Here is a 24,305-nt window from a genome sequence, read left to right on the forward strand (position 1 = left end):
ATGAATAAAAACGAAACGAATCAGTGGATAGCAAACTATCGGACAGATCAACCGCATTTCGGCTTGGAGAGGATGGTGGAATTGTTAGCCTTACGTGGCAATCCCCATCTTAAGCTCAAGGTTATCCACATCGGTGGAACCAATGGTAAGGGATCTACCATAGCTTTTTTGAAAAATATGTTGGAAAAGATGGGACTAAGAGTTGGTGTCTTTAGCTCTCCCTATCTGATTCATTATACGGATCAGATAGCCATTAATGGGGAGTCAATCCCAGAAGCTAAACTAGAAGTCTTAATGTCGGAATATCGCTCACTACTTGAAGGGGAGTACGCTCCTGCCTTACAAGGAACGACAGAATTCGAGATTATCACTACTATAGCCTATGATTACTTTGCCTCAGAGCAAGTTGATGTGGCTATTATGGAAGTTGGTATGGGTGGACTTTTGGATAGTACCAATGTATGTCAGCCTATTCTAACAGGTATCACAACCATTGGACTGGATCATGTAGCTTTACTTGGTGATACTTTGGAAGCCATCGCAGAGCAGAAAGCAGGCATTATCAAGCCAGGAGTTCCTCTTGTAACGGGGAACATTGTCCCAGAAGCCTTGGCGGTTATTGACCAAATTGCGGAAGCAAAACAGGCTCCTAGCCTGTTCTATGGGGATGCCTATCAGGTTAGCCATCATGAAAGTATTGTCACTGGAGAGGTATTTAACTATACAAGTTCTGTTAGACAAGGTCGCTTTCAAACAGGTCTGCTTGGTTTGCACCAGATTGAGAATGCTGGAATGGCACTAACTTTGTTGGATGCCTATTGTCAAGAGACTGGGCGAGAATTGCCAGAAAATGATTTAGTGGCTCAAGCTTTAGAGGAAACAAGCTGGCCTGGACGTTTAGAAGTTGTTTCTAGAAAACCCTTGATGATTTTAGATGGGGCCCACAACCCCCATGCCATCAAGGCTTTATTGGAAACTTTGGAAGAACGATTTGCTGACTATCACAAGGAAATCCTCTTTACTTGTATTAAAACCAAGGCTTTAGAGGATATGTTAGATTTATTAGAGAACTTACCAGATACTAATCTTACACTAACACATTTTGATGATGGTCGAGCAACGGATGAAGAAGTGCTAAAGAAAGTAGCTTATTCTAGAAATCTTAGCTACCAGAGTTGGCAGGCATTTCTAGACCAAAATATGATAGATGACGAAGAGAAAAAAACAGTTAGGATAGTCACGGGCTCCTTGTATTTCTTGAGCCAGGTGAGAGCCTATCTAATGGAGAGGAAAAACTAGAGAATGGATACACAAAAGATTGAGACAGCTGTAAAAATGATTATCGAAGCGGTCGGCGAAGATGTCAACCGCGAAGGCTTACAGGAAACTCCTGCTCGGGTAGCTCGCATGTATCAAGAGATTTTTTCAGGACTTGGTCAAACTGCAGAGGAACACTTGTCAAAATCTTTTGAGATTATTGATGATAATATGGTAGTGGAAAAGGATATCTTTTTCCATACCATGTGTGAACATCACTTTTTGCCATTTTATGGAAAAGCTCATATCGCCTACATCCCGGATGGTCGTGTGGCAGGTTTATCTAAGCTGGCACGTACAGTTGAAGTTTATGCAAAGAAACCACAAATTCAAGAACGTTTGAATATTGAAGTGGCTGACGCCTTGATGGACTATCTTGGTGCTAAGGGGGCTTTCGTTGTGATTGAGGCGGAACATATGTGTATGAGTATGCGTGGTGTTCGAAAACCAGGAACTGCAACCTTGACTACAGTAGCTCGTGGAGTGTTTGAAACAGATAAGGATCTTCGAGACCAAGCGTATCGCCTCATGGGGCTATGAAAATCGCTTCAAACGAATTTTTCTAGAAAGGACTAGTTATGGATCAATTGCACATTAAGGATCTGGAAGTTTTCGCCTTTCATGGACTCTTCCCTAGTGAGAAGGAATTAGGGCAAAAGTTTGTCATTTCAGCTAGCTTATCCTATGATATGACAAAGGCTGCGACGGAGTTAGACTTGGAGTCTTCTATCCATTATGGGGAACTTTGTCAGCAATGGACGACTTGGTTCCAGGAAACCACTGAAGACCTGATTGAAACAGTAGCCTACAAACTAGTAGAGCGCACTTTTGAGACCTACCCTATCGTTCAAGAAATTGAGCTAGAACTTAAAAAACCATGGGCACCTGTCCATTTACCACTAGATACCTGTTCAGTAACCATCCATCGTCGTAAACAACGAGCTTTTATCGCTCTAGGAAGTAATATGGGTGATAAGACAGCTAATCTTGAGCAAGCGATTGATAAAATGCGAGCTCATGGCATCCATGTTCTCAAGGAGTCTAGCGTAATTACGACTGAACCTTGGGGCGGGGTAGAGCAAGCTAGCTTTGCCAATCAAGTCATTGAAGTGGAAACCTGGTTGCCAGCTCCAATCTTGTTAGAAACCTTGTTGGCGATTGAGTCAGAAATGGGACGAGTTAGAGAGGTACATTGGGGACCACGCTTGATTGACTTGGATTTGCTATTTGTAGAGGACCAAGTGATCTATACTGACGCCCTCATCTTGCCACATCCCTATATTCCCGAGCGTCTCTTTGTCCTAGAATCCCTTCAAGAAATAGCTCCGCATTTTATTCATCCAGTGCTAGGACAACCGATTCGTCACTTGTATCGTCAATTGGAGAAAGAAAATGCCTAAGTTTTCCGAAACTTATAGTAAATGGAGAAGTCTAGGGGAGGGAGCGCTAGCTATTATCCTTGGTCTTCTCCTGATTTGTTTTGGGCAGATAGTACCGAGATTGGGTTACCAGCTATTGATGGGTTACTTTTTCTTGTCAGCAGTTTGGCATTTATTGACACGATGGTTTCAGGAAAAGTCCCGTAGAGAAAATATTTTTGTAACATTAGCCAAGCTCTTTGTTGCTGTCATCCTATTTGATTCTGTCATTCTGCAGGGAATAGCCCTCTATTTCTTAGTCATTGCTATTGGAAGTTATCAATTGTGTACTGGTCTGATTAGCCTGATTACTTGGTTGATTTATCGGAAGAATCATATTCGCCCAAGGGTCAATTACTTATTCGATGCTTTGTGGATGATGGGATTTGGTCTCTACAGTGTCTCCCCTTTCCATGATGCGACAAATTTTGAGTTACTCTTACTTGGTTTTTACTTGATCATGTTGGGAGCGAGCAGTGTCAGGGATGGTTTCTTTTTTGAAAAAGTGAGAAGCAATCCCAAGCTGAAGCGCAGAATGAGAATGACACTGCCTATATTTGTGACAGCTTTGATTCCCATTAACACCTTACGAAAGTGGAATGAAACCTTAGCGACCCATCAAACGGAAGAAAGTCAAGTACATTCAGAGAGAAAAAATGAAAAATCAGTTGATCTAGAAATTTTTATCCATGCCTCAGAATCGTCCTTCTTCTTGGCAATGGGTCATGTAGATATCTGTTATCAAGGTCAGGTTATTTCTTATGGTTCTTATGACCCGCACTCAGAACGTTTGTTTGGTACGATTGGTGATGGGGTTCTCTTTAAGGCAAATCGAGAAAAGTATATCGAACTCTGTAAGAGAGAAAGTCAAAAAACTCTCTTTGTCTATGGCTTGAGCTTGTCTGAACAACAGAAAAAGGCAATCGAAGAGCGATTGAAAGAAATAGAGAATCTTTTAATCCCTTGGGAACCAAGTTCGCAGTTGATGAAAAGAAGAGAAGGAGAAATCAAACATACTTACTCTTATCAATTGAAACATGAAGCAGATGCCAGTCTCTATAAGTTTAAATCGTCTAAATACAAAACCTATTTTGTCCTTAGTACCAACTGTGTTCTGCTAGCAGATTCTATCGTTGGAGAGGCTGGAACGGATATCCTAAGCCCACAAGGTTTTATCGTTCCTGGAACCTATCAGGACTATCTAGATTTAGAATTTAAGAAACCAAGTGGGATCGTGGTCAGTCGATCCGTTTATTAACAAAATAAAACTCTAGTCAAGAGACTAGAGTTTTTAAAATAGGTCATTTTCTTCAGGGAGGAGAATGGTTTCCTTTCCATCTATATCCATTACAAGTACTTTGGGTGGATACAAAGGATCAAAACGATGATTGAAATCAAAGTCAATCGTTGTAGGCAGATGTTTACTAGAAAAGCGGAAGGTGATAGAGCCTTCGTTATTTAATAGTCGAAATTCCAATTCATCTTCTAATTCAAAAACATGCTTTAAAAAATGATCGATAATATACCAGATTGAGTCGATAACATCATCTGGGAGATTAGTTACTACACCAAAACTGGCACAACGTCGATGCGAATCCGTGAAAGCCATCGATGCCTCCTACTTCATTTTTTAATAATCATACTGCAAACATCTCTAAAAATCAAGAAAAGTAAACTGATTTCAGAAAATATGATTTACAGTAAAATTTTTTCAAAGAAAGTTTATATATCCCTTGAAAATGCTTACAATAAATGGTAAACTAGAGGTAGTGTAAACATGAAAACAAAATTTTCAACATTAGAAAGGAAACGGTATGAACACAGATGATACAGTAACAATTTATGACGTTGCCCGAGAAGCAGGAGTTTCAATGGCAACTGTCAGTCGTGTAGTTAATGGCAACAAAAATGTCAAAGAGAACACTCGTAAGAAAGTTCTAGAGGTTATTGATCGCCTTGACTATCGTCCCAATGCAGTTGCTCGTGGTTTGGCAAGCAAACGTACAACAACCGTTGGTGTTGTCATTCCAGATATCACAAACACTTATTTTGCGGCTCTAGCAAAAGGAATTGATGACATTGCAGAGATGTACAAGTACAACATCGTTCTCGCTAATAGCGATGAAGATGATGAAAAAGAAGTAGCCGTAGTAAACACACTTTTTTCAAAACAAGTTGATGGTGTTATCTTTATGGGCTACCATTTGACAGAGAAGATTCGTTCAGAGTTTTCACGCTCACGTACTCCTGTCGTTCTTGCGGGAACAGTGGATGTTGAACACCAACTTCCAAGTGTTAACATTGACTATAAGAATGCTACTGCAGATGCTGTTCGTCATTTGTTGAAACGTAATAAAAAGATTGCCTTTGTGAGCGGTCCCTTGGTAGATGATATCAATGGTAAAGTTCGCTTGGTTGGATACAAGGAAGCTTTGAAAGAAGCAGGAGTCAACTACAGTGAAGGTCTTGTATTTGAGTCTAAATATCGCTATGATGATGGCTATGCCTTGGCGGAACGCTTAGTTTCTTCAAAAGCAACTGCAGCGATTGTGACGGGTGATGAATTGGCAGCTGGTCTCTTGAACGGTTTAGCTGACCATGGAGTTTCAGTACCAGAAGACTTTGAAATCATTACAAGTGATGATTCTCAAATCGCACGCTATACTCGACCAAATCTGACAACTATCGCACAACCCTTGTATGACCTTGGTGCGATTAGTATGCGTATGTTGACGAAGATTATGCATAAAGAAGAGTTGGAGGAACGTGAAGTCATTCTACCTCATGGTTTGACAGAGCGTAAATCAACACGTAAAGACTAAAAACAAATCCCAAGAAATCACTGATTTCATGGGATTTTTCTTATCCTTCCATATATGCTCGGAGTTCATCGCCCTTTAGTCCTGCATTAATTGCAATAAGGAGTTTAAGACGTGCTTTTTGAGCATTTAATTCTTTTACAAAATAAACACCATCTTTTTGAAGGCAAATACCCCCGCCTTCATAGGCATAAACAGGTTCTGCAATCCCATTGAAACAACGAGAAACAAGAGCAATAGGAAGACCAGTTTGGCAGAGAGATTTCAGTTTTTGGGCAGTTTCTTTAGGAACATTCCCAGCTCCAAAAGCCTGGATAATCAGTCCATCTAGCTGATCGACAGGAAGTAGATCGAGAAGCTCCTCAGTCATACCTGCATAAACAGGTACGATAGGAACCAATCCCTGAATGTGATCAAGGTCAAAACGAACACGAGGTTCTGCAGTCTTGAAGTAAAGAATTTCATGCTTCATAATGAGTCCAAGTGGACCGTGAGTCGGTGTTTGAAAGGTACTAACATTTGTAGTATGCGTTTTAGTGACATACTTCGCAGCGTGAATTTCATCATTCATAACGACTAGAACACCCTTATCTGCAGCCTTGTCATCACTAGCCACACGTAAGGCGCTAAGATAATTATAGACGCCATCACTTCCTAGTTCATTGGAAGATCTCATAGCCCCTGTCAAAACGATAGGTATATGAGGGATCTCCATGGTGTCTAGAAAATAGGCTGTCTCTTCTAGAGTATCTGTCCCATGTGTGATGACAATCCCATCGTATGCAGCTGCCTCTTGTTTTATCTTTTTGTAAAGAGCTAACATATGCTTGGGTTTGATATGTGGACTTGGTAGATTGAAAAAATCCAATGAATGGACTTCAACGCCTTCGAGTGGATTAGAGATATGATTCATAGGGTTGTCAGCACTAGTTCTTACAGCTCCAGCTTCATCTGCCTGCATGGAAATAGTACCACCAGTATGTAAAACAAGGATTTTCTTAGTCATGATTCACTCACTTTTTCTGAAATGTGGTATAATCATTGTATCATAAAAGAAAGGAATGAGATAGGATGGAAGTCAAAGCAGTTTTTTTTGATATCGATGGAACGCTTGTAAATGACCGTAAGAGTGTTTTGAAGTCCACTAAAGAAGCTATCAAGATTGTGAAAGAGCAAGGAGTGCTTGTTGGAGTAGCAACAGGGCGAGGACCTTTTTTTGTTAAGGATTTGATGGACGACTTAAACCTGGATTTTGCAGTGACCTACAATGGCCAATATATCTTTAACAAAGACCGTGTTCTTTTTGCTAGCCCTATTGATAAGAGAAGTCTCAGACAAATCATCTCTTATGCTAAGGAAAATCGAAAAGAGATTGCCATGGGAACGAGACAAGATGTTGTCGGTTCTCGAATAATGTCCTTTGGGCTCAGTCCTCTGTCACAGTTAGTTAGTCGTTTTGTACCAAAATTCTTGACTCGTACTGTTAGTCATTCCTTTAATCGTATGATCAGCAAGGCCCTTCCACAGAAGGAAGAGGATTTGCTGGACCTGATCAACCAACCGGTCTACCAGGTGCTCATGTTGATGACTCCTGAGGAGACAGATCATGCTGCGGAACAATTAAACCATCTCAAGTTTACCAGAAGTAATCCTTTTGCGGCGGATATTATCAATCAAGGAAATTCCAAGTTGGAAGGGATTCGCCGTGTCGGAAAAGAGTATGGCTTTGATCTCAATCAAGTCATGGCCTTTGGTGACTCAGATAATGACTTAGAAATGTTGGCTGGAGTTGGGATGTCTGTTGCCATGGGAAATGGTAGCAGTAGTGTGAAAGAAGTTGCCAAGCATATCACTGCCAGCAACCAAGATGACGGCATTCATAAGGCTTTAGAATATTTTGGAGTCTTGGCTTCTGAAAAAGTCTTTGTTAGTCGCGACTATCATTTCAATAAAGTCAAAACCTTCCATCACATGATGGATGAGCGAACTCAAGAAGAACCTATCGCTTGGGATTTAGAAGGTGCAACTCACCGTGCTGGCTTTAAGATTGAAGAGTTAGTTGAGTTTGTCCGCGCTGCAAGCAATTCTGAAGAGGAATTCCAACAAGCCGTACAAGATTTGCATCAGGCACTCGATAAAGCAGCTGAAAAAGTAAGTAAATCAACACCAGCTGAGAAAAGCCTCGTTGGTCAGGTTGATGCTTTGATTGATACACTTTACTTTACCTATGGAAGTTTTGTTCTGATGGGGGTAGACCCAGAGCGAATCTTTGAAATTGTCCATCAAGCGAATATGGGTAAAATCTTCCCAGATGGTAAAGCTCATTTTGATCCAGTAACCCACAAAATCTTGAAACCAGATAACTGGAAAGAAAAATATGCTCCAGAACCTGCGATCAAAAAGGAGATAGAGCGCCAAATTAAGGCTTATGAACGCCATAAGGAAAGAGAAAATAGAATGAGTTAGAAGCTTCAAGATGAAAAATTAAAATACCTATTGGATTTATTCAATAGGTATTTTTGTTCATATTAGATTTTGCAGCTAGTTTACACGACTTTTTTCTTTAGATGTTACATCTTTTACAGCTTCGACACCTTCACTTGCTTTTTCTTTAGCAGTTGATACACCATTACTGAAACCAGATTTAACTTTTCCAAATTGTTCGGATGCAAATTCACCTGTTGACTCTGCTACGTCAGTTACTCTATCTTGAAGACTCACTGAATCTGCTTCAAATTGTTCTTTTGTTTTGATATCAACAACGTTCACATTTACTTCAACAACTTCAAGATTTGTCATTTGTGAAACCTCAGAAGTGACAACTTTTTTAATTTTGTTGTATAGTTCAGGAACGTTAATTTTGTATTCTACAACAACATTCAAATCGACAGCAACTTGTGTCTTACCAACTTCAACATTAACTCCACGAGTAACATTATCTGTGTTAATAATTTTTTCAGTTAAATTAGAGAAAAATCCTCCATCAACGTCCAAAAGACCAGGTACTTTTTCTAGTGCTAGACCAATAATTTTTTGGATAACCTTATTTTCATAAGTAAGGCTTCCTTTTACTTCATGAGTAGTAGCAGTAGATTCATTTTTTTCTGTAGAAACGTTTTTTTCCAAGTTTGACATATGCAACTCCTTATTATTTATTTATATAGTTTTTTTGGATATATAATCCAATTACAATTCCTAAAGCTCCGAAAATCAAAACAAATAGTGTTTTGAAGAAACCAAAGGAAATAATTAAACAAGCTAGAATAATACCTATTAAGCCTGATAAAATTGGATACTGATACTTTTTAAGTAATTCCATCTTTTCACTTCCTTAATCTACACGACTTGTAGTTTTCTTGTGTTGAGTTGGAGGTTGATAGTTTTTAACCAAAACTTCAAGTTTTACCTCACGTTCAAGACCAAAAAACTGCCTTAATCCTTGAGTTATTTCATTTTGAATTGACTGGCACTTAGTAGAGATGTTGTCTGAAGTAATTATTCTACCTTCCACGTAAACAAAACATTTATTTCTTCTGATATTTACACGGATAGTTGGATTTTTAATCAACTCATATTCATCAACAACACATCTAACGAACCCTTCAATAGCTGAATTTTTTAGTTTAAGCTTATCATCTTTAGTACCTAATTGAATATCCAGATATTGCTTAGGATAAAATAGTATAACTAGGATTGATGATAAAACTAATACTGATAGGATTAATGTCCCCCAAAAAATGTATTTTGAAATGAATGCAGCAAAACTCCATTCTCTCCAACTAAACAATTGAATGCCTAAGTCACTTGCTTGTTGGTAATCAATCAAGATGGGGAGGAAGACTGTCAAGATAAGAATACAGAAAATAAGTAAAAGTATTTTCTTTGTTTTTGACATATACAATCCTTTCGAATTAAGCTGATAGATTATTGTAATAGTTTAGGCAGGTGTATAACAATCTATCATCTTCAAGATAGAAGAATACGGAATTAGTGACTTTGAAAAGTGCTACTATGATAGATGAGGTTAGCTAATTTAGTTAACGAAGGGCTCATCTCCCCGAGGGATTGTTAATAGAGAACTAGGAAAATGGAGTAAGTAGTTTCAAAACAAAATGTATGATACCCTTAGACGTAAAAATGCCAAGTTGTCTATAACAAGTGGCAAAAAAATGGGTCTCCTTTTCTAAACTGCGAATACATTCTCAGTTGTTTTTAGTATAGCATTTTTTGAAAGCGCCGTCAATTTTGAACATCCTCTCCTTTACTTTACAGATTAGTTTAGGATTTTTTGACGAATATAGTCCTCGCTGTATAAAAGGCTATCACTAATAAAAAGCGAGGCCGGGATTTTCCCGACCTCTTTTGTTCTCATTATAAAGTTTTATCCTTGTCTCGAACAACGAGAAGGTCAACACTTGTATGGCGTAGGATATATTCTGATGAAGATCCGACAAGCAAACGTTCGAAGGCGTTAAGCCCAGTTGCTCCAACCAAAATCAAATCAACATGTTCTTGTTCAGGGATTGTTTTGGCTAAAAGAGTTTTAGGATTTCCCATTTCGATGACAACTTTTATGTCTGTAAGGCCAGCGTCTCTAGCACGCTTTTCATATTCTGCCATCAAGTCTTGGGCTTCCACTTGTAACTCTTCATAAACTTCAGCATCAAATGTTGAAATGCTTTGAAGAGCACGAGTGTCAATGACATGGGCAATGGTTAATTTAGCTTGGTTACGCACAGCTGACTGAACTCCCTTAACAAAAGCCAAATCAGCTTCTTTAGAGCCGTCGACTGCTACCATGATGTTTTCGTAACGTTGTGTCATAGCAAAAACCTCCTCATTTCTTATCACCCTCATTGTAATCCTTTTCACTAAAAAAGTAAAGTAAAAAATGATAGGAAGGAAAACGCTTTTGACTTTGCTTTTAAGAGTGCTATAATTAAATGTGAGAAAACAAGAGGGATTGATATGACAAAAATTGCGGTACTTTCAGATATTCATGGCAACACAGGAGCATTGGAAGCAGTTCTCACAGATGCGGAAAAGGCAGGAGTTGAGGAATATTGGCTTTTGGGAGATATTCTTATGCCAGGAACGGGACGAAAAAGTATACTCAGACGATTGGAGGAATTGCCGATTACGGTTCGGGTTCTGGGGAATTGGGAAGAAAGTTTATGGCGGGCTGCTCACCGAAAATTGGATACAAGTAGGCCCAGTCATCGCTACCTCTTACGGCAATGTCAGTATATCATGGAAGAAATTAGTCTAGATGAGATTGAAGAACTTCAGGATTTTCCTATGCACACCCATCGCCAGTTTGGAAATCTAAAGGTGGGGATTAGTCATCATTTACCGGATAAAAATTGGGGAAGAGAACTGATTCATCTTGGAAAGCAGGAAGATTTTGATCGTTTGGTGACTAATCCTGACTCCGATATTGCCATCTATGGTCATATCCACCAACAATTTTTACGTTATGGAAGTGGTGGACAACTCATTTTGAATCCAGGTTCGATTGGGCAGCCTTTCTTTTTATCAGCAAGTCTGCGTGAGGATTTACGAGCCCAATATATGATTTTGGAATTTGATGATAAAGGATTGAAGGATGTAGATTTTCGTCGCGTTGATTATGATGTCGAAGCAGAGTTGCAGTTGGCTCGAGAGTTGCAATTGCCCTACTATCAGGTCTATTATGAAAGTTTAGTCAATGGAATCCATCATACCCACAATCAGGACTTGTTGCATGAAATCGCTCAAAATCAAGGGCATGATGCAGAATTGGATGACTGGCTCAGTCGTAACTCTTGACATTACAACTAGAGGAGCTATAATAATATAAGAGAAGAATGAGCTTAGTTAACGAGAAAGGAGAACTGCATGCAAATTTCAAGTCGCTTTACCATTGCAACCCATATGCTAGTTATCATTGCCCTTGAAGGCAAGGAAAATAAAGTTACTAGTGATTTTCTAGCTAGCAGTGTGGGGGTTAATCCTGTTATTATTCGTAAAACCTTGTCTCAACTGAAAAAAGCAGAATTGATTTCTGTTGCGCGTGGAACTGGAGGAGCAGAAATTATCAAAAATCTTGAAGATATTAGTCTCTTGGATATCTATCAAGCAGTTGAATGTCTCGGGAAGACGGGTCAACTCTTTAGCTTTCATGATAATCCGAATCCAAATTGTCCAGTTGGAGCCAATATTCATGTGGTTTTAGATGAGAAATTGCTAAAAATCCAGCAAGCTATGGAAAAAGAATTGAGCCTAACTAGTCTCGCTCAACTTGTAACTGATACAGAAGCGAGAATTAAAAAATAAATTTTAAACTAAAGAACACCTGAATTGCTGTACTGAAAAGCCTAGTTGTTTAGGTGTTTTTTCGTTGTTAAATAGGCGAGGTGTTAGCTGAAGTAGCTTAAAAATTTAGCAAAGAATATGGTCTGAATATCAGGAGAAAAACCAAAAATCGTGTTATAATAAATGAATAGAATCGTAAGAAAGAGTGGATATTTATTTGATAATTCCTACTTATAATTGGCAATTTTCTCCGCAAGTTGAGGATGCGGATTTTACAAAGATTGCCAAGAGTGTAGGCTTGAGTTCTGAAGTCGCTTGTTTGTTGTTTCAACGTGGAATCAAGGACGAAAGCAGCCTGAAGAAATTTTTAGAACCTTCTTTGGAAGATTTACATGATCCTTATCTATTACATGATATGGATAAGGCAGTTGATCGTATTCGCCAGGCTGTCGAGCAAGGAGAATTGATTCTAGTCTATGGTGACTACGATGCAGATGGGATGACTTCGGCTTCGATTGTCAAGGAGAGTTTGGAACAATTAGGAGCAGAGTGTCTGGTCTATCTCCCAAATCGCTTTACAGACGGTTATGGTCCAAATGCCAGTGTTTACAAATATTTCATCGAGCAACAGGGTGTGTCTTTGATTGTGACAGTGGATAATGGAGTTGCTGGGCATGAAGCCATTGACTTGGCTCAGTCTATGGGAGTGGATGTCATTGTGACAGACCACCACTCCATGCCAGAGGTTTTACCAGGTGCTTATGCAATCGTCCATCCTGAACATCCAGAAGCAGATTATCCTTTTAAACAATTAGCAGGCTGTGGAGTTGCTTTTAAACTAGCTTGTGCCCTCTTGGAGGAAGTGCAGGTTGAGTTGCTTGACTTGGTTGCCATTGGAACCATTGCGGATATAGTAAGCCTGACGGATGAAAATCGTATCATGGTTCAGTACGGTCTAGAAGTTTTGCGCAATACTCAACGAATTGGTCTCCAAGAACTATTTGAAATTGCAGGAATTGCTACTAGTGATATTACAGAAGAAACAGTTGGTTTTCAGTTGGCACCTCGGTTAAATGCCTTGGGGCGCTTGGATGATCCCAATCCAGCGATTGATTTACTGACTGGCTTTGATGATGAAGAGGTGCATGAAATTGCCCTCATGATTCAAGAAAAAAATGAAGAACGCAAGGAAATCGTTCAAGCCATCTATGATGAAGCTAAAAACATGGTAGATCCTAGTAAAAGTGTTCAGGTTTTGTCAAAGGAAGGCTGGAACCCAGGGGTTCTTGGAATTGTAGCTGGACGCTTACTGGAAGAACTAGGTCAAACAGTTATTGTTCTGAATATTGAAGATGGTCGTGCCAAGGGAAGCGCACGGAGTATTGAAGCAGTCGATATCTTTGAAGCTTTGGATCCGCATCGCGCTCTCTTTATCGCCTTTGGTGGCCATGCAGGTGCCGCAGGTATGACGCTCGAGGCTGAACAGTTAGATGCCTTGTCAGAAATTTTAGAAACCTATGTAAAAGACAAAGGGATAGATGCTAAGGGAAAGAGTAAATTATATCTAGATGAAGAACTAGATTTGGAAAGCCTGAGTTTAGATACGGTTAAAAGCTTTGAGAAGTTAGCTCCTTTTGGAATGGACAATCAAAAACCTGTCTTCTACATTCGAGATTTTCAAGTTGAAAATGCTCGTTCTATGGGAGCAGGAGATAGTCACCTGAAGTTAAAAATTTCCAAAGGAACTGCGAACTTTGAAGTGGTTGCCTTTGGTCAAGGGTCGAAAGCGACAGAATTTGCGCAGACCAAACAGCTGGAGTTAGCAGTCACTCTTTCCGTTAACCAATGGAATGGGCAAACAACTCTACAGTTGATGATGGTAGATGCTCGTGTAGACGGTGTTCAGCTCTTTAATATTCGTGGGAAGAATGCTGTTCTACCAGACGGAGTGCCAGTGCTTGATTTTGCTGGAGAATTGCCAGATATTTCATCGAGTCCAGCAGTCGTTGTCAAGAATATCCCAGAAGACATCAGGATTCTTAAGGACATTTTCCAGCAACATGATTTCTCAGCTGTTTACTTTAAAAATGATATCGAGAAGCCCTACTATTTGACAGGGTATGGCACAAGAGAGCAATTTGCAAAGCTCTATAAGACGATATACCAGTTTCCAGAATTCGATATCCGTTATAAATTAAAAGACCTATCAGCTTATCTTAAAATTGAACAGATTTTACTCGTCAAGATGATTCAAATTTTTGAAGAGCTTGGTTTTGTCACCATTGAAAATGGTGTGATGAGGGTTAATAAAGATGCAGCTAAACGGGATATTGCTGAAAGTCAGATTTATCAAAATCTCAAGCAAACTGTTAAAGACCAAGAAATGTTGGCACTAGGTACAGTGCAGGAAATCTATGATTTCTTGATGGGAAAATAGAAGGAAAAAGGCTGAGGTGACCTATCTCAGCTTTTTTTGTTGTCTCATATAATTTTAAATGTTGTGTTCTTTAGAACGCCATGTAGTAAAAGTATACATATTTGTAACATGACTACAACATAACTCTAAAAGAATTGACATGTAAATCAGGTATGATTCTCTTATCAACATAAAAATTAAAAATGATCAATAAAATTTAGGAGAAAATTATTATGAAAAAAACAGTTGCTAAACTGACTCTTGGTTTAACATCTACAGCTATTTTGGCGACAGTTGGTGCTCAAACTGTTAGCGCAGATTCTTACGTTGTTCAAGACGGCGATTCATTTTTTGGTATTGCTGCTGCAAGTGGTATGGATCCTTATGTGTTGGCGGCAAATAATGGAAAAAGCATTTTTGACACCATCCACCCAGGTGATGTACTAGAAGTCAGCGGCCTAACTCAAGCTAGCTATTCATACACTGCTCCATCTTATGAAGCAACTAGCACTGTGAATGGGGTAGCAGCTAATGATGTTGTCGTAAATACTCCAACAAACTACGGGAACTCATATCCTGTTGGTCAGTGTACATGGGGCGTGAAAGAATTGGCGCCTTGGGCTAGCAACTGGTGGGGGAATGCCAATACTTGGGCAATCTACGCAAGTGCTCAAGGTTATAAGACGGGTAGCGTTCCAGTAGTAGGAGCAATCGCCGTTTGGGACGGTGGTGAATATGGTCACGTTGCTTATGTGACAGATGTTCAAAGCGAGACTTCTATTCAAGTATTTGAATGCAACTATGATGGTAGTGGAACTCAACCAATCGGAAACTATCGTGGCTGGTTTAATCCGACAGCATCAAGAGGTACTGTAAGATACATTTATCCAAACTAAAAATACTTAAAAAGATTTAGAATTTCTAAATCTTTTTTTATTGTCTGAGAATTACCCTTTTGCTATCTTTTGGCTTAGTAGATATTTGCTATACAATATTACAGGTTCTAAGGTGGACAGAGATTTTGAAAATAAAGAAAGATGCAAAACAATCCGATTAATTATTAGTATGCATGTTCTATATTTGAAATTCTGTCTTCATTTTGAAAATTAGTAAAAAAATGGTATAATAAGAGGAAAAGATTCGGATAAAAGTAAATTGAACTTTTAAAAAAGAGAGTTATATAGACTCTATAAACACGTTATAGTAATACTTCGGAGGGGAAATGACCAATATTAAATTAACAACTTTGGGCGGTGTTCGTGAAAATGGTAAAAACATGTACATCGCAGAAATTAACGATTCAATCTTTGTTTTGGACGCAGGTTTAAAATACCCTGAAAATGAGCAATTGGGTGTCGATGTCGTTATTCCAAACATGGAATATCTGTTTGAAAATAGCGATCGTATTGCCGGTGTATTTTTAACACACGGACATGCGGATGCGATCGGAGCTCTTCCTTATCTCTTGTCAGAAGTAAAAGTTCCTGTCTTTGGTTCAGAATTGACCATCGAACTTGCTAAGCTTTTTGTAAAGGGAAATGATAGCGTTAAGAAATTTGATGATTTCCATGTTATCGATGAAAACACCGAAATTGACTTTGGTGGTACTGAAGTTTCCTTCTTCCGCACAACTCACTCTATCCCAGAAAGTTTGGGTGTTGTTTTGAAAACATCTGAAGGCAACATCGTCTATACAGGTGACTTTAAATTTGACCAAACAGCAAGTGAATCATACGCAACCGATTTCGGACGTCTAGCTGAAATTGGTCGTGAAGGAGTTTTGGCTCTTCTAAGTGATTCAGCAAATGCTGACAGCAATATCCAAGTAGCCAGCGAAAGTGAAGTTGGAGATGAAATTACACAAACTATTTCCGACTGGGATGGACGTATCATCGTTGCTGCAGTTGCAAGTAACCTTTCTCGTATTCAGCAAGTGTTTGATGCGGCTGCGGATACAGGTCGCCGTGTTGTTTTGACTGGTTTTGACGTTGAAAATATCGTTCGTACAGCTATCCGTTTGAAAAAATTGTCTTTAGCAAATGAGAATCTCTTGATTAAACCAAAAGATATGTCTCGTTTTGAGGACCATGAATTAATCATCCTTGAAACTGGACGCATGGGTGAACCGATTAACGGACTCCGTAAAATGTCAATCGGTCGTCACCGCTATGTTGAAATCAAAGATGGTGACTTGGTCTATATCGTTACGACTCCATCAATTGCTAAGGAAGCTGTGATGGCACGTGTAGAAAACATGGTTTACCAAGCAGGTGGTGTCGTTAAACCGATTACTCAAAGCTTGCGTGTATCAGGACATGGGAATGCGCGTGATCTTCAATTGATGATTAATCTCTTGCAACCTCAGTATCTTTTCCCAATCCAGGGAGAATACCGTGAGTTGGATGCTCATGCCAAGGCTGCTATGGCGGTTGGTATGCTACCAGAGCGTATCTTTATCCCTAAAAAAGGGACAACCATGTCTTATGAGCATGGAGACTTCGTTCCATCCGGTGCTGTTACTGCAGGTGATGTCTTGATTGATGGTAATGCCATTGGGGATGTTGGGAACGTTGTTCTTCGTGACCGCAAGGTCTTGTCAGAAGATGGTATCTTTATCGTAGCTATCACTGTTAACCGTCGTGAGAAGAAAATCATTGCAAAAGCGCGAGTACATACGCGTGGATTCGTCTATCTTAAAAAGAGTCGTGATATCTTACGTGAAAGTACAGAGTTGGTGAACCAAACAGTTGAAGATTACCTCCAAGGTGAGGACTTTGACTGGGCTGATCTTAAAGGGAAGGTCCGTGATAATTTGGCAAAATTCCTTTTTGACCAAACCAAGCGTCGTCCAGCCATCCTACCAGTAGTCATGGAAGCAAAATAAGGATTAAATAACAGTAGAGAAAGTCGAGTTTCGGCTTTTTCTTATCTCAAACGAATAAGGAGCAAGTTATGGCAGTAATGAAGATTGAGTATTACTCAGAAGTTTTAGATATGGAGTGGGGAGTAAATGTTCTCTATCCTGATGCATCTCGGGTGACAGAGCCAAACAGTAAAGATATCCCAGTTCTCTACCTACTTCACGGGATGTCTGGAAACCACAATAGTTGGCTCAAGCGGACCAATGTAGAACGCTTGCTACGAGGGACCAATCTGATTGTTGTCATGCCAAATACAAGTAATGGCTGGTACACAGATACTCAGTATGGCTATAATTACTATACAGCTCTAGCAGAAGAATTGCCTAAGGTGCTCAAACGCTTCTTCCCTAATATGACAAGTAAGCGAGAAAAAACCTTCATTGCTGGTTTATCAATGGGAGGCTACGGTTCCTTAAAATTGGCACTGTCAACTGACCGTTTCTCGCATGCCGCTAGCTTTTCTGGGGCACTTAGTTTCGAGGAGTTTTCTCCTGAGAGTCAAGATTTAGGGACGCGTGCCTACTGGAGAGGTGTTTTTGGTAAAGTTAATGATTGGGTTAATAGCCCTTACTCACTTGAAACACTCGCTAAAAAGTCTGATAAGAAAACCAAGCTTTGGGTATGGTGTGGCGAACAGGATTATCTCTACTCTGCCAATAATCTAGCAGTTAAAAATCTTAAGAAACTTGGTTTCGATGTGACCTATAGCCATAGTGCAGGAACCCATGAGTGGTATTATTGGGAAAAACAATTGGAACGTTTTTTAACTACCTTGCCAATCGATTTTGTTTTGGAAGAACGCTTGTCTTGATTTTAGCTTTCTTTTAGTTTGTTTCAGTAAAATAAAGAATCTATCTTTAGAATGGGAATCCATAACTTAAAGATGGGTTCTTATTTTTTTAGAAAGGTGGGAAATCATGAGCTGGATTATTCGTGTTATATATCGATTTTTACTCGGAATTTTGCGTATGTTTTGGCGCCTTATATGGACACTTATACTCTTAATTCTCATCACTTTTGGGATTCTCTGGTATGCGACAGGGGATTTATCAGGTGCCTTAAACCAAGTCAGTAAACTTGCTCAAGTCGGTCAAGGAGGTTGGCAACAATGGCAAGAAACTGGTAAATTGCAAGGCTTATCTCAGACAGATCATCACCAAGATTCAGGAGCAAAATGGCCAAAGGCAGAAGCAACGATTTATATCGATCCTCAAATGGATGCGACTTTCCAAAGGGCCTATCTTGAAGCTATTGCTAACTGGAATCAGACTGGAGCATTTCATTTTGAAATTGTAACCGAACCGGATCAGGCCAACATTTTTGCGACTGAAATGAATGATGGTTCGACAGCCGTTGCTGGTGAGGCGGAGAGTCAGACAAATCTCCTAACCAAACAATTCACTTCAGTGACCGTTCGCCTGAATCATTATTATTTATCTAATCAAAACTATGGCTATACCCACGATCGTATCTTGCATACAGCAGAGCATGAACTAGGCCATGCTATTGGTTTGGAACACACCAATGAAGTTTCGGTTATGCAACCAGCGGGGTCCTATTATGGTATCCAGTCTCAAGATGTTCAAGCAGTTCAGGAACTTTACGGATCTGGAGAATAAGTCTTTTCAAGCTCAAATAGGACTTCTTGATGTCAGCAATGATAAGGGGTTTTTGCTATAATGGAACTATGAATAACTTGATCAAATCAAAACTGGAGCTCTTGCCGACTAGTCCAGGTTGTTACATCCACAAAGACAAGAATGGCACCATCATCTATGTGGGGAAGGCTAAAAATCTGCGTAATCGTGTACGGTCCTATTTCCGTGGAAGTCATGATACCAAGACAGAAGCCTTAGTATCTGAAATCGTAGATTTTGAGTTTATTGTTACGGAGTCCAATATTGAGGCTCTTCTACTTGAAATCAACCTGATTAAGGAAAACAAGCCTAAATACAATATTATGCTCAAGGACGATAAGTCCTATCCTTTCATCAAAATCACAAATGAGCGTTATCCTCGATTGATTATTACCCGTCAGGTCAAGAAAGACGGAGGACTCTATTTTGGTCCCTATCCGGATGTGGGCGCGGCCAATGAAATCAAACGGCTATTGGATCGGATTTTTCCTTTTCGTAAATGTACCAATCCACCATCGAAGGTATGTTTTTATTACCATATAGGTCAGTGTATGGCACATACTGTCTGCCATAAAGATGAGGCCTATTTCAAAGCTATGGCCCAAGAAGTTTCTGATTTTCTTAAGGGACAGGATGATAAAATCATCGATGACCTCAAGGAAAAGATGAATGCGGCGGCTCAGAGCATGGAATTTGAGCGTGCGGCTGAATACCGTGATTTGATTCAGGCCATTGGAACCCTTCGAACCAAGCAACGTGTTATGGCCAAGGATCTCCAAAACCGGGATGTCTTCGGTTACTATGTGGATAAGGGTTGGATGTGCGTTCAGGTATTCTTTGTCCGCCAAGGTAAGCTCATTGAGCGTGATGTCAACCTTTTTCCATACTACAATGATCCAGATGAAGATTTCTTAACCTATGTTGGGCAGTTTTATCAAGAAAAATCACACTTGGTTCCTAATGAGATTCTGATTCCTCAGGATATTGATGAAGAAGCAGTTAAGGCTTTGGTGGATACCAAGGTTCTTAAACCCCAGCGCGGGGAGAAAAAGCAACTGGTCAATCTCGCCATCAAAAATGCTCGTGTCAGTCTAGAGCAGAAATTTAATCTGTTGGAGAAATCGGTTGAAAAGACCCAAGGGGCTATTGAAAACTTAGGACGATTGCTCAAGATTCCAACCCCAGTCCGTATCGAGTCCTTTGACAATTCCAATATCATGGGGACTAGTCCAGTCTCTGCTATGGTTGTTTTTGTCAATGGAAAACCTAGCAAGAAGGATTATCGTAAGTATAAAATCAAGACTGTGGTCGGACCAGATGACTATGCTAGTATGCGTGAGGTCATCCGCAGACGCTATGGGCGCGTCCAGCGTGATGGTTTGACACCGCCAGATTTGATTGTCATTGATGGTGGTCAAGGTCAGGTTAATATTGCCAAGCAGGTTATTCAAGAAGAGTTAGGGTTAGATATTCCAATCGCAGGTCTGCAAAAGAATGATAAGCACCAAACCCATGAATTGCTCTTTGGAGATCCTCTTGAAGTGGTAGAGTTGTCTCGGAATTCTCAGGAATTTTTTCTCTTGCAACGCATTCAGGATGAGGTTCACCGTTTTGCAATCACCTTCCACCGTCAACTCCGTTCTAAAAATTCCTTCTCCTCTCAATTGGATGGGATTGAAGGCTTAGGTCCTAAACGCAAGCAGAATTTGATGAAATATTTCAAATCTCTGACAAAAATCAAGGAAGCCAGCGTGGATGAGATTGTCGCCGTTGGTATACCAAGAGCTGTGGCAGAAGCAGTTCATCATCACCTGAATCCAGAAGTAGACTCAGCGTTAGCTCAAGTAGCTGAGAAGCCAGTTGAATATGAGGAATAAACTAGCAGAGGAATGTTTTAGCTTTAGTGGATGCAAGCTAGTCGGATTTGTGGTAAAATAGATAAGATATGACAAAAGAATTTCATCATGTAACGGTCATGCTCCATGAGACCATTGATATGCTAGATGTGAAACCTGATGGTATTTACGTTGATGCGACCTTGGGAGGAGCAGGACACAGCGAGTATTTATTAAGTAAGTTAAGCGAGAAAGGGCATCTTTATGCCTTTGACCAGGACCAGAATGCCATTGATAATGCGCAAAAACGTCTGGCTCCCTATATCGAAAAGGGCATGGTCACCTTCATCAAGGATAATTTCCGTCATTTGAAGGACCGCTTACATAACTTAGGTGTGACTGAAATTGATGGAATTTGTTATGACTTAGGTGTGTCAAGCCCGCAGTTAGATCAACGTGAACGTGGTTTTTCTTATAAAAAAGATGCCCCGTTAGATATGCGGATGAATCAAGAAGCTAGCTTGACTGCTTATGAGGTGGTCAATCAATATGACTACCATGATTTGGTACGAATCTTTTTCAAATATGGAGAAGACAAATTTTCCAAACAGATTGCTCGAAAAATTGAACAGGCGCGTGAGCTTAAACCGATCGAGACAACGACTGAGTTGGCAGAGATTATCAAATCTGCCAAACCGGCTAAGGAGCTCAAGAAAAAAGGTCACCCAGCCAAACAAATTTTCCAAGCTATCCGTATCGAAGTCAATGATGAGTTAGGTGCTGCAGATGAATCAATCCAGCAGGCGATTGAACTTCTAGCTCTAGACGGAAGAATTTCAGTCATCACCTTCCATTCGCTTGAAGACCGTTTGACTAAACAGTTATTTAAGGAAGCTTCCACAGTTGAAGTGCCTAAAGGTTTGCCTTTTATTCCAGACGATCTCAAGCCAAAGATGGAATTAGTATCTCGTAAACCAATCTTGCCAAGCAAGGAAGAGTTGGAAGCCAATAATCGTTCCCACTCAGCCAAGCTTCGAGTGGCAAGAAAAATTCACAAGTAAGAGGAAACAATGGCAGAAACAAGAGGAACAACGAGCCAATTGCTACAAGCTCGTATTAAACAATTTTCACGTGTTGAAAAGGCCTTTTACCTTTCAATTGCCATCACAGCTCTTGTCTTAGCAATTAGTGTAGTCTATATGCAGACAAAACTTTTTCAGGTCCAGAGTGATTTGACAAGAGTCAATGCACAAATTGAAGAAAAAAAGACAGAGCTAGATGATGCCAAACAAGAAGTTAATGAATTAATCCGATCAGAACGTTTGACCGGAATTGCAAATTCTCAAGAGTTGCAATTGAATAATGAAAATATCCGATCGGCGGAGTAGTAAATGAAAAACTGGAAAGAAAGAATCATACGCTTTGCCATTAAAAATCGTAAATCTCCAGCAGAAAACCGCAGATTAGTGGGAAAGAATTTGAGCCTTTTGGCCGTCTTTCTCTTTGCTGTTTTTTTGGTTAACTTTGCGGTGATTATTGGTACAGGCTCAAAATTTGGTGTAAACCTAGTTAAAGAAGCAAGTAAGGTCCATCAAACGACTCGGACAGTTCCAGCAAAACGTGGAACAATTTATGATCGTAATGGAACACCGATTGCAGAAGATGCAACATCTTATAACGTCTATGCGATTATCGATAAAGAATACAAATCTGCAAATGGGAAAATTCTCTATGTAGAAGAATCTCAGTATAGCAAGGTTGCAGAAGTCTTTCATAAATATCTAGATATGGATGAGTCCTATGTTAAGGAACAACTTTCTCAACCAAATCTCAAACAAGTTTCCTTTGGTGTGAAGGGGAATGGTATTACCTATGCCAATATGATGTCCATTAAGAAGGACTTGGAGGCAGCTAAGGTCCAAGGGATAGATTTTACAACTAGCCCAAATCGAAGCTATCCAAATGGGAAATTTGCATCATCATTTATCGGTCTAGCACAGCTCCATGAAAATGAAGATGGCTCAAAGAGCCTCATCGGAACGTCTGGTGTTGAAAGTTCCTTGAATAGCTTGTTAGCAGGTACAGATGGAATCATTACCTACGAAAAAGATCGCTTGGGTAATATTGTTCCAGGGACAGAACAGGTTACGCGACAAACAGTAAATGGAAAAGATGTCTACACGACCTTATCCAGTCCATTGCAGTCCTTTATGGAAAGTCAAATGGATGCCTTCCAAGGAAAACTAAAAGGCAAGTATATGACTGCGACCTTGGTTAGTGCCAAGACAGGAGAAATTCTGGCCACGACTCAAAGACCGACCTTTGATGCTGATACCAAAGAAGGGATTACAGAGGACTTTGTCTGGCGTGATATCCTTTACCAAAGTAACTATGAACCAGGTTCAACCATGAAGGTCATGACCTTAGCAGCAGCTATAGATAACAACACCTTCCCTGGTGGAGAATACTTTAATAGTAGCGAATTAAAAATAGCAGATGCAACTATTAAGGACTGGGATGTGAATGATGGCTTATCAGCTGGAAGTATAATGACATACTCACAAGGTTTTGATCACTCGAGTAATGTCGGTATGACCTTGCTCCAGCAAAAAATGGGGGATGCCACTTGGTTAGACTATCTCAGTCGTTTCAAATTTGGTGTTCCTACTCGTTTTGGGATGAGTGATGAATATGCCGGACAATTGCCTGAAGACAATATCGTTAGTATTGCCATGAGTTCTTTTGGTCAAGGGATTTCTGTTACTCAGACCCAGATGCTTCGTGCCTTTACAGCAATCGCTAATGATGGGGTCATGCTAGAGCCGAAGTTTATTAGTGCCCTCTATGATCCAAATGATCAGACTGTTCGTAAATCGCAGAGGGAGGTTGTAGGGAATCCTGTTTCTAAAGAAGCGGCTAGTCTGACTCGAGAAAATATGATTTTGGTTGGTACAGATCCTGTTTATGGTACAATGTACAATAAACTTACCGGTAAACCAATCGTTACTGTTCCTGGTCAGACTGTTTCTGTCAAATCTGGAACAGCTCAAATTGCCGATGAGCAAAACGGAGGATATTTAGTTGGGAAAACCAATTATATCTTTTCTGTAGTAACCATGCATCCTTCTGAAAATCCTGATTTTATTCTTTACGTAACAGTTCAACAGCCAGAACACTTTTCTAACCCTTGGTTTGGAGAATTTGCTAATCCTATTCTTGAACGAGCTTCTGCCATGAAGGAATCTCTCAATCTTCAATCTACAGCTAAGAACTTGGATCAGGTAACATCAACAACTAACTATGCAATGCCTGCGACTAAGGATTATAGTGCTGGAGATTTGGCTGAAGAGCTACGACGTAACCTTGTTCAACCAATTGTTATCGGTTCCGGAACAAAAATTAAAGAAAGTTCAGTATCAGAAGGAACCAATCTAGATGCTAATGAAAAAGTTCTACTACTCTCTGACAAGGTAGAGGAGATGCCTGACTTGTATGGTTGGTCTAAGAAGAATGTTGAAACCTTTGCAAAATGGCTCAATCTCGAGGTAGAATATGAAGGCTCTGGACAAACTGTTACGAAACAAAGTGTTCGTGCCAATACAGCTTTAAAAAACATACAGAAAATAAAAATAACATTAGGAGATTAGA

23 protein-coding genes are annotated in these 24,305 nt (G+C 39.9%); 17 read left to right on the top strand and 6 right to left on the bottom strand.

From position 1 onward, the window contains the following. Genes GOM46_RS01475 through GOM46_RS01490 form a run of 4 tightly spaced genes read left to right on the top strand, consistent with a single transcriptional unit; the run spans position 1 to position 3,993 of the window. Positions 1-1,299, top strand: a complete 1,299-nt coding sequence (locus GOM46_RS01475; RefSeq protein ID WP_235083745.1) for a bifunctional folylpolyglutamate synthase/dihydrofolate synthase — start codon at positions 1-3, stop codon at positions 1,297-1,299. A 3-nt stretch (positions 1,300-1,302) separates the two neighbouring features. Beyond that, positions 1,303-1,857, top strand: a complete 555-nt coding sequence (gene folE / locus GOM46_RS01480) for a GTP cyclohydrolase I FolE (RefSeq protein ID WP_045614600.1) — start codon at positions 1,303-1,305, stop codon at positions 1,855-1,857. Between the two features lie 38 nt (positions 1,858-1,895). Continuing rightward, positions 1,896-2,717 (top strand): 2-amino-4-hydroxy-6-hydroxymethyldihydropteridine diphosphokinase, encoded by an 822-nt coding sequence (gene folK, locus GOM46_RS01485; RefSeq protein WP_235083746.1) that lies wholly within the window; start codon positions 1,896-1,898, stop codon positions 2,715-2,717. Continuing rightward, positions 2,710-3,993: a DUF308 domain-containing protein gene (locus GOM46_RS01490; RefSeq protein WP_235083747.1), complete on the top strand. Its 1,284-nt coding sequence runs from the start codon at positions 2,710-2,712 to the stop codon at positions 3,991-3,993. Before folK ends, GOM46_RS01490 begins: the two co-directional genes overlap by 8 nt. Before the next feature lie 33 nt (positions 3,994-4,026). Here the strand turns inward: GOM46_RS01490 and GOM46_RS01495 are convergent, their stop codons facing one another. Further along, positions 4,027-4,344 (bottom strand): DUF960 domain-containing protein, encoded by a 318-nt coding sequence (locus GOM46_RS01495; protein WP_006150179.1) that lies wholly within the window; start codon positions 4,342-4,344, stop codon positions 4,027-4,029. 205 nt (positions 4,345-4,549) lie between these two features. On the opposite strand from GOM46_RS01495, the gene ccpA reads away from it, so the two are divergent. Continuing rightward, positions 4,550-5,557 (top strand): catabolite control protein A, encoded by a 1,008-nt coding sequence (gene ccpA, locus GOM46_RS01500; protein WP_235083748.1) that lies wholly within the window; start codon positions 4,550-4,552, stop codon positions 5,555-5,557. A gap of 40 nt (positions 5,558-5,597) precedes the next feature. On the opposite strand, the gene GOM46_RS01505 is transcribed toward ccpA, so the two are convergent. Continuing rightward, positions 5,598-6,560 (bottom strand): asparaginase, encoded by a 963-nt coding sequence (locus GOM46_RS01505; protein ID WP_235083749.1) that lies wholly within the window; start codon positions 6,558-6,560, stop codon positions 5,598-5,600. 65 nt (positions 6,561-6,625) lie between these two features. Here GOM46_RS01505 and GOM46_RS01510 point away from each other — a divergent pair, with 65 nt between their 5' ends. Beyond that, the gene (locus GOM46_RS01510; RefSeq protein WP_235083750.1) at positions 6,626-8,020 is read left to right on the top strand and encodes a Cof-type HAD-IIB family hydrolase; all 1,395 of its coding nucleotides are present in this window, start codon (positions 6,626-6,628) and stop codon (positions 8,018-8,020) included. Positions 8,021-8,095: 75 nt separating this feature from the next. Here GOM46_RS01510 and GOM46_RS01515 read toward each other — a convergent pair whose 3' ends face one another. The 4 genes from GOM46_RS01515 to GOM46_RS01530 form a co-directional block, all read right to left on the bottom strand. Then, on the bottom strand, positions 8,096-8,689 hold the full coding sequence (locus GOM46_RS01515) for an Asp23/Gls24 family envelope stress response protein (protein WP_006150062.1): 594 nt from the start codon (positions 8,687-8,689) through the stop codon (positions 8,096-8,098). A gap of 13 nt (positions 8,690-8,702) precedes the next feature. Continuing rightward, entirely contained in the window at positions 8,703-8,873 is a 171-nt protein-coding gene (locus tag GOM46_RS01520) for a DUF2273 domain-containing protein (RefSeq protein WP_006144923.1), read from the bottom strand. Between the two features lie 12 nt (positions 8,874-8,885). Then, positions 8,886-9,449: an alkaline shock response membrane anchor protein AmaP gene (gene amaP / locus GOM46_RS01525; protein WP_006144924.1), complete on the bottom strand. Its 564-nt coding sequence runs from the start codon at positions 9,447-9,449 to the stop codon at positions 8,886-8,888. A 476-nt stretch (positions 9,450-9,925) separates the two neighbouring features. Next, positions 9,926-10,378 (bottom strand): universal stress protein, encoded by a 453-nt coding sequence (locus tag GOM46_RS01530; protein WP_016466819.1) that lies wholly within the window; start codon positions 10,376-10,378, stop codon positions 9,926-9,928. Between the two features lie 144 nt (positions 10,379-10,522). Between GOM46_RS01530 and GOM46_RS01535 the strand changes: the two genes are divergently transcribed. The 11 genes from GOM46_RS01535 (at position 10,523) to pbp2X (ending at position 24,304) form a co-directional block, all read left to right on the top strand. Then, positions 10,523-11,362, top strand: coding sequence for a metallophosphoesterase family protein (locus GOM46_RS01535; protein ID WP_235083751.1), 840 nt, complete (start codon positions 10,523-10,525; stop codon positions 11,360-11,362). A 69-nt stretch (positions 11,363-11,431) separates the two neighbouring features. Next, positions 11,432-11,869: an Rrf2 family transcriptional regulator gene (locus GOM46_RS01540; protein WP_006144928.1), complete on the top strand. Its 438-nt coding sequence runs from the start codon at positions 11,432-11,434 to the stop codon at positions 11,867-11,869. 196 nt (positions 11,870-12,065) lie between these two features. Continuing rightward, positions 12,066-14,285: a single-stranded-DNA-specific exonuclease RecJ gene (gene recJ / locus GOM46_RS01545; protein WP_235084136.1), complete on the top strand. Its 2,220-nt coding sequence runs from the start codon at positions 12,066-12,068 to the stop codon at positions 14,283-14,285. Positions 14,286-14,497: 212 nt separating this feature from the next. Next, on the top strand, positions 14,498-15,160 hold the full coding sequence (locus tag GOM46_RS01550; RefSeq protein ID WP_235083752.1) for a COG3942 and LysM peptidoglycan-binding domain-containing protein: 663 nt from the start codon (positions 14,498-14,500) through the stop codon (positions 15,158-15,160). 326 nt (positions 15,161-15,486) lie between these two features. After that, on the top strand, positions 15,487-17,148 hold the full coding sequence (locus tag GOM46_RS01555; RefSeq protein ID WP_006150309.1) for a ribonuclease J: 1,662 nt from the start codon (positions 15,487-15,489) through the stop codon (positions 17,146-17,148). A gap of 68 nt (positions 17,149-17,216) precedes the next feature. After that, a complete protein-coding gene (locus tag GOM46_RS01560) occupies positions 17,217-17,996 on the top strand; it encodes an alpha/beta hydrolase (protein ID WP_235083753.1) in 780 nt (259 codons plus the stop codon). A 106-nt stretch (positions 17,997-18,102) separates the two neighbouring features. Then, positions 18,103-18,804, top strand: a complete 702-nt coding sequence (locus GOM46_RS01565; protein WP_235083754.1) for a M57 family metalloprotease — start codon at positions 18,103-18,105, stop codon at positions 18,802-18,804. Positions 18,805-18,872: 68 nt separating this feature from the next. Further along, positions 18,873-20,699 (top strand): excinuclease ABC subunit UvrC, encoded by a 1,827-nt coding sequence (gene uvrC, locus GOM46_RS01570; RefSeq protein WP_235083755.1) that lies wholly within the window; start codon positions 18,873-18,875, stop codon positions 20,697-20,699. Positions 20,700-20,767: 68 nt separating this feature from the next. Further along, entirely contained in the window at positions 20,768-21,718 is a 951-nt protein-coding gene (gene rsmH, locus GOM46_RS01575) for a 16S rRNA (cytosine(1402)-N(4))-methyltransferase RsmH (protein ID WP_235083756.1), read from the top strand. Positions 21,719-21,727: 9 nt separating this feature from the next. Next, positions 21,728-22,045, top strand: coding sequence for a cell division protein FtsL (gene ftsL, locus GOM46_RS01580; protein ID WP_235083757.1), 318 nt, complete (start codon positions 21,728-21,730; stop codon positions 22,043-22,045). A gap of 3 nt (positions 22,046-22,048) precedes the next feature. Then, positions 22,049-24,304: a penicillin-binding protein PBP2X gene (pbp2X, locus tag GOM46_RS01585; RefSeq protein ID WP_235083758.1), complete on the top strand. Its 2,256-nt coding sequence runs from the start codon at positions 22,049-22,051 to the stop codon at positions 24,302-24,304. The last annotated feature ends 1 nt before the right edge of the window (position 24,305 follow it).

The organism is Streptococcus infantis, assembly GCF_021497965.1.
In the GTDB taxonomy this organism is placed as follows: Bacteria; Bacillota; Bacilli; order Lactobacillales; family Streptococcaceae; genus Streptococcus; species Streptococcus infantis_B.

What these genes read in the sequence shown, in the direction of transcription:
- folK (WP_235083746.1), top strand. Translation starts at nt 1,896, where the DNA reads ATGGATCAATTGCACATTAAGGATCTGGAAGTTTTCGCCTTTCATGGA.
- GOM46_RS01505 (WP_235083749.1), bottom strand. Translation starts at nt 6,560, where the DNA reads ATGACTAAGAAAATCCTTGTTTTACATACTGGTGGTACTATTTCCATG.
- GOM46_RS01520 (WP_006144923.1), bottom strand. Translation starts at nt 8,873, where the DNA reads ATGGAATTACTTAAAAAGTATCAGTATCCAATTTTATCAGGCTTAATA.
- amaP (WP_006144924.1), bottom strand. Translation starts at nt 9,449, where the DNA reads ATGTCAAAAACAAAGAAAATACTTTTACTTATTTTCTGTATTCTTATC.
- GOM46_RS01550 (WP_235083752.1), top strand. Translation starts at nt 14,498, where the DNA reads ATGAAAAAAACAGTTGCTAAACTGACTCTTGGTTTAACATCTACAGCT.
- ccpA (WP_235083748.1), top strand. Translation starts at nt 4,550, where the DNA reads ATGAACACAGATGATACAGTAACAATTTATGACGTTGCCCGAGAAGCA.
- GOM46_RS01475 (WP_235083745.1), top strand. Translation starts at nt 1, where the DNA reads ATGAATAAAAACGAAACGAATCAGTGGATAGCAAACTATCGGACAGAT.
- GOM46_RS01540 (WP_006144928.1), top strand. Translation starts at nt 11,432, where the DNA reads ATGCAAATTTCAAGTCGCTTTACCATTGCAACCCATATGCTAGTTATC.
- ftsL (WP_235083757.1), top strand. Translation starts at nt 21,728, where the DNA reads ATGGCAGAAACAAGAGGAACAACGAGCCAATTGCTACAAGCTCGTATT.
- GOM46_RS01565 (WP_235083754.1), top strand. Translation starts at nt 18,103, where the DNA reads ATGAGCTGGATTATTCGTGTTATATATCGATTTTTACTCGGAATTTTG.
- GOM46_RS01555 (WP_006150309.1), top strand. Translation starts at nt 15,487, where the DNA reads ATGACCAATATTAAATTAACAACTTTGGGCGGTGTTCGTGAAAATGGT.
- uvrC (WP_235083755.1), top strand. Translation starts at nt 18,873, where the DNA reads ATGAATAACTTGATCAAATCAAAACTGGAGCTCTTGCCGACTAGTCCA.
- GOM46_RS01560 (WP_235083753.1), top strand. Translation starts at nt 17,217, where the DNA reads ATGGCAGTAATGAAGATTGAGTATTACTCAGAAGTTTTAGATATGGAG.
- GOM46_RS01495 (WP_006150179.1), bottom strand. Translation starts at nt 4,344, where the DNA reads ATGGCTTTCACGGATTCGCATCGACGTTGTGCCAGTTTTGGTGTAGTA.
- pbp2X (WP_235083758.1), top strand. Translation starts at nt 22,049, where the DNA reads ATGAAAAACTGGAAAGAAAGAATCATACGCTTTGCCATTAAAAATCGT.
- GOM46_RS01490 (WP_235083747.1), top strand. Translation starts at nt 2,710, where the DNA reads ATGCCTAAGTTTTCCGAAACTTATAGTAAATGGAGAAGTCTAGGGGAG.
- rsmH (WP_235083756.1), top strand. Translation starts at nt 20,768, where the DNA reads ATGACAAAAGAATTTCATCATGTAACGGTCATGCTCCATGAGACCATT.
- GOM46_RS01530 (WP_016466819.1), bottom strand. Translation starts at nt 10,378, where the DNA reads ATGACACAACGTTACGAAAACATCATGGTAGCAGTCGACGGCTCTAAA.
- GOM46_RS01515 (WP_006150062.1), bottom strand. Translation starts at nt 8,689, where the DNA reads ATGTCAAACTTGGAAAAAAACGTTTCTACAGAAAAAAATGAATCTACT.
- GOM46_RS01535 (WP_235083751.1), top strand. Translation starts at nt 10,523, where the DNA reads ATGACAAAAATTGCGGTACTTTCAGATATTCATGGCAACACAGGAGCA.
- folE (WP_045614600.1), top strand. Translation starts at nt 1,303, where the DNA reads ATGGATACACAAAAGATTGAGACAGCTGTAAAAATGATTATCGAAGCG.
- GOM46_RS01510 (WP_235083750.1), top strand. Translation starts at nt 6,626, where the DNA reads ATGGAAGTCAAAGCAGTTTTTTTTGATATCGATGGAACGCTTGTAAAT.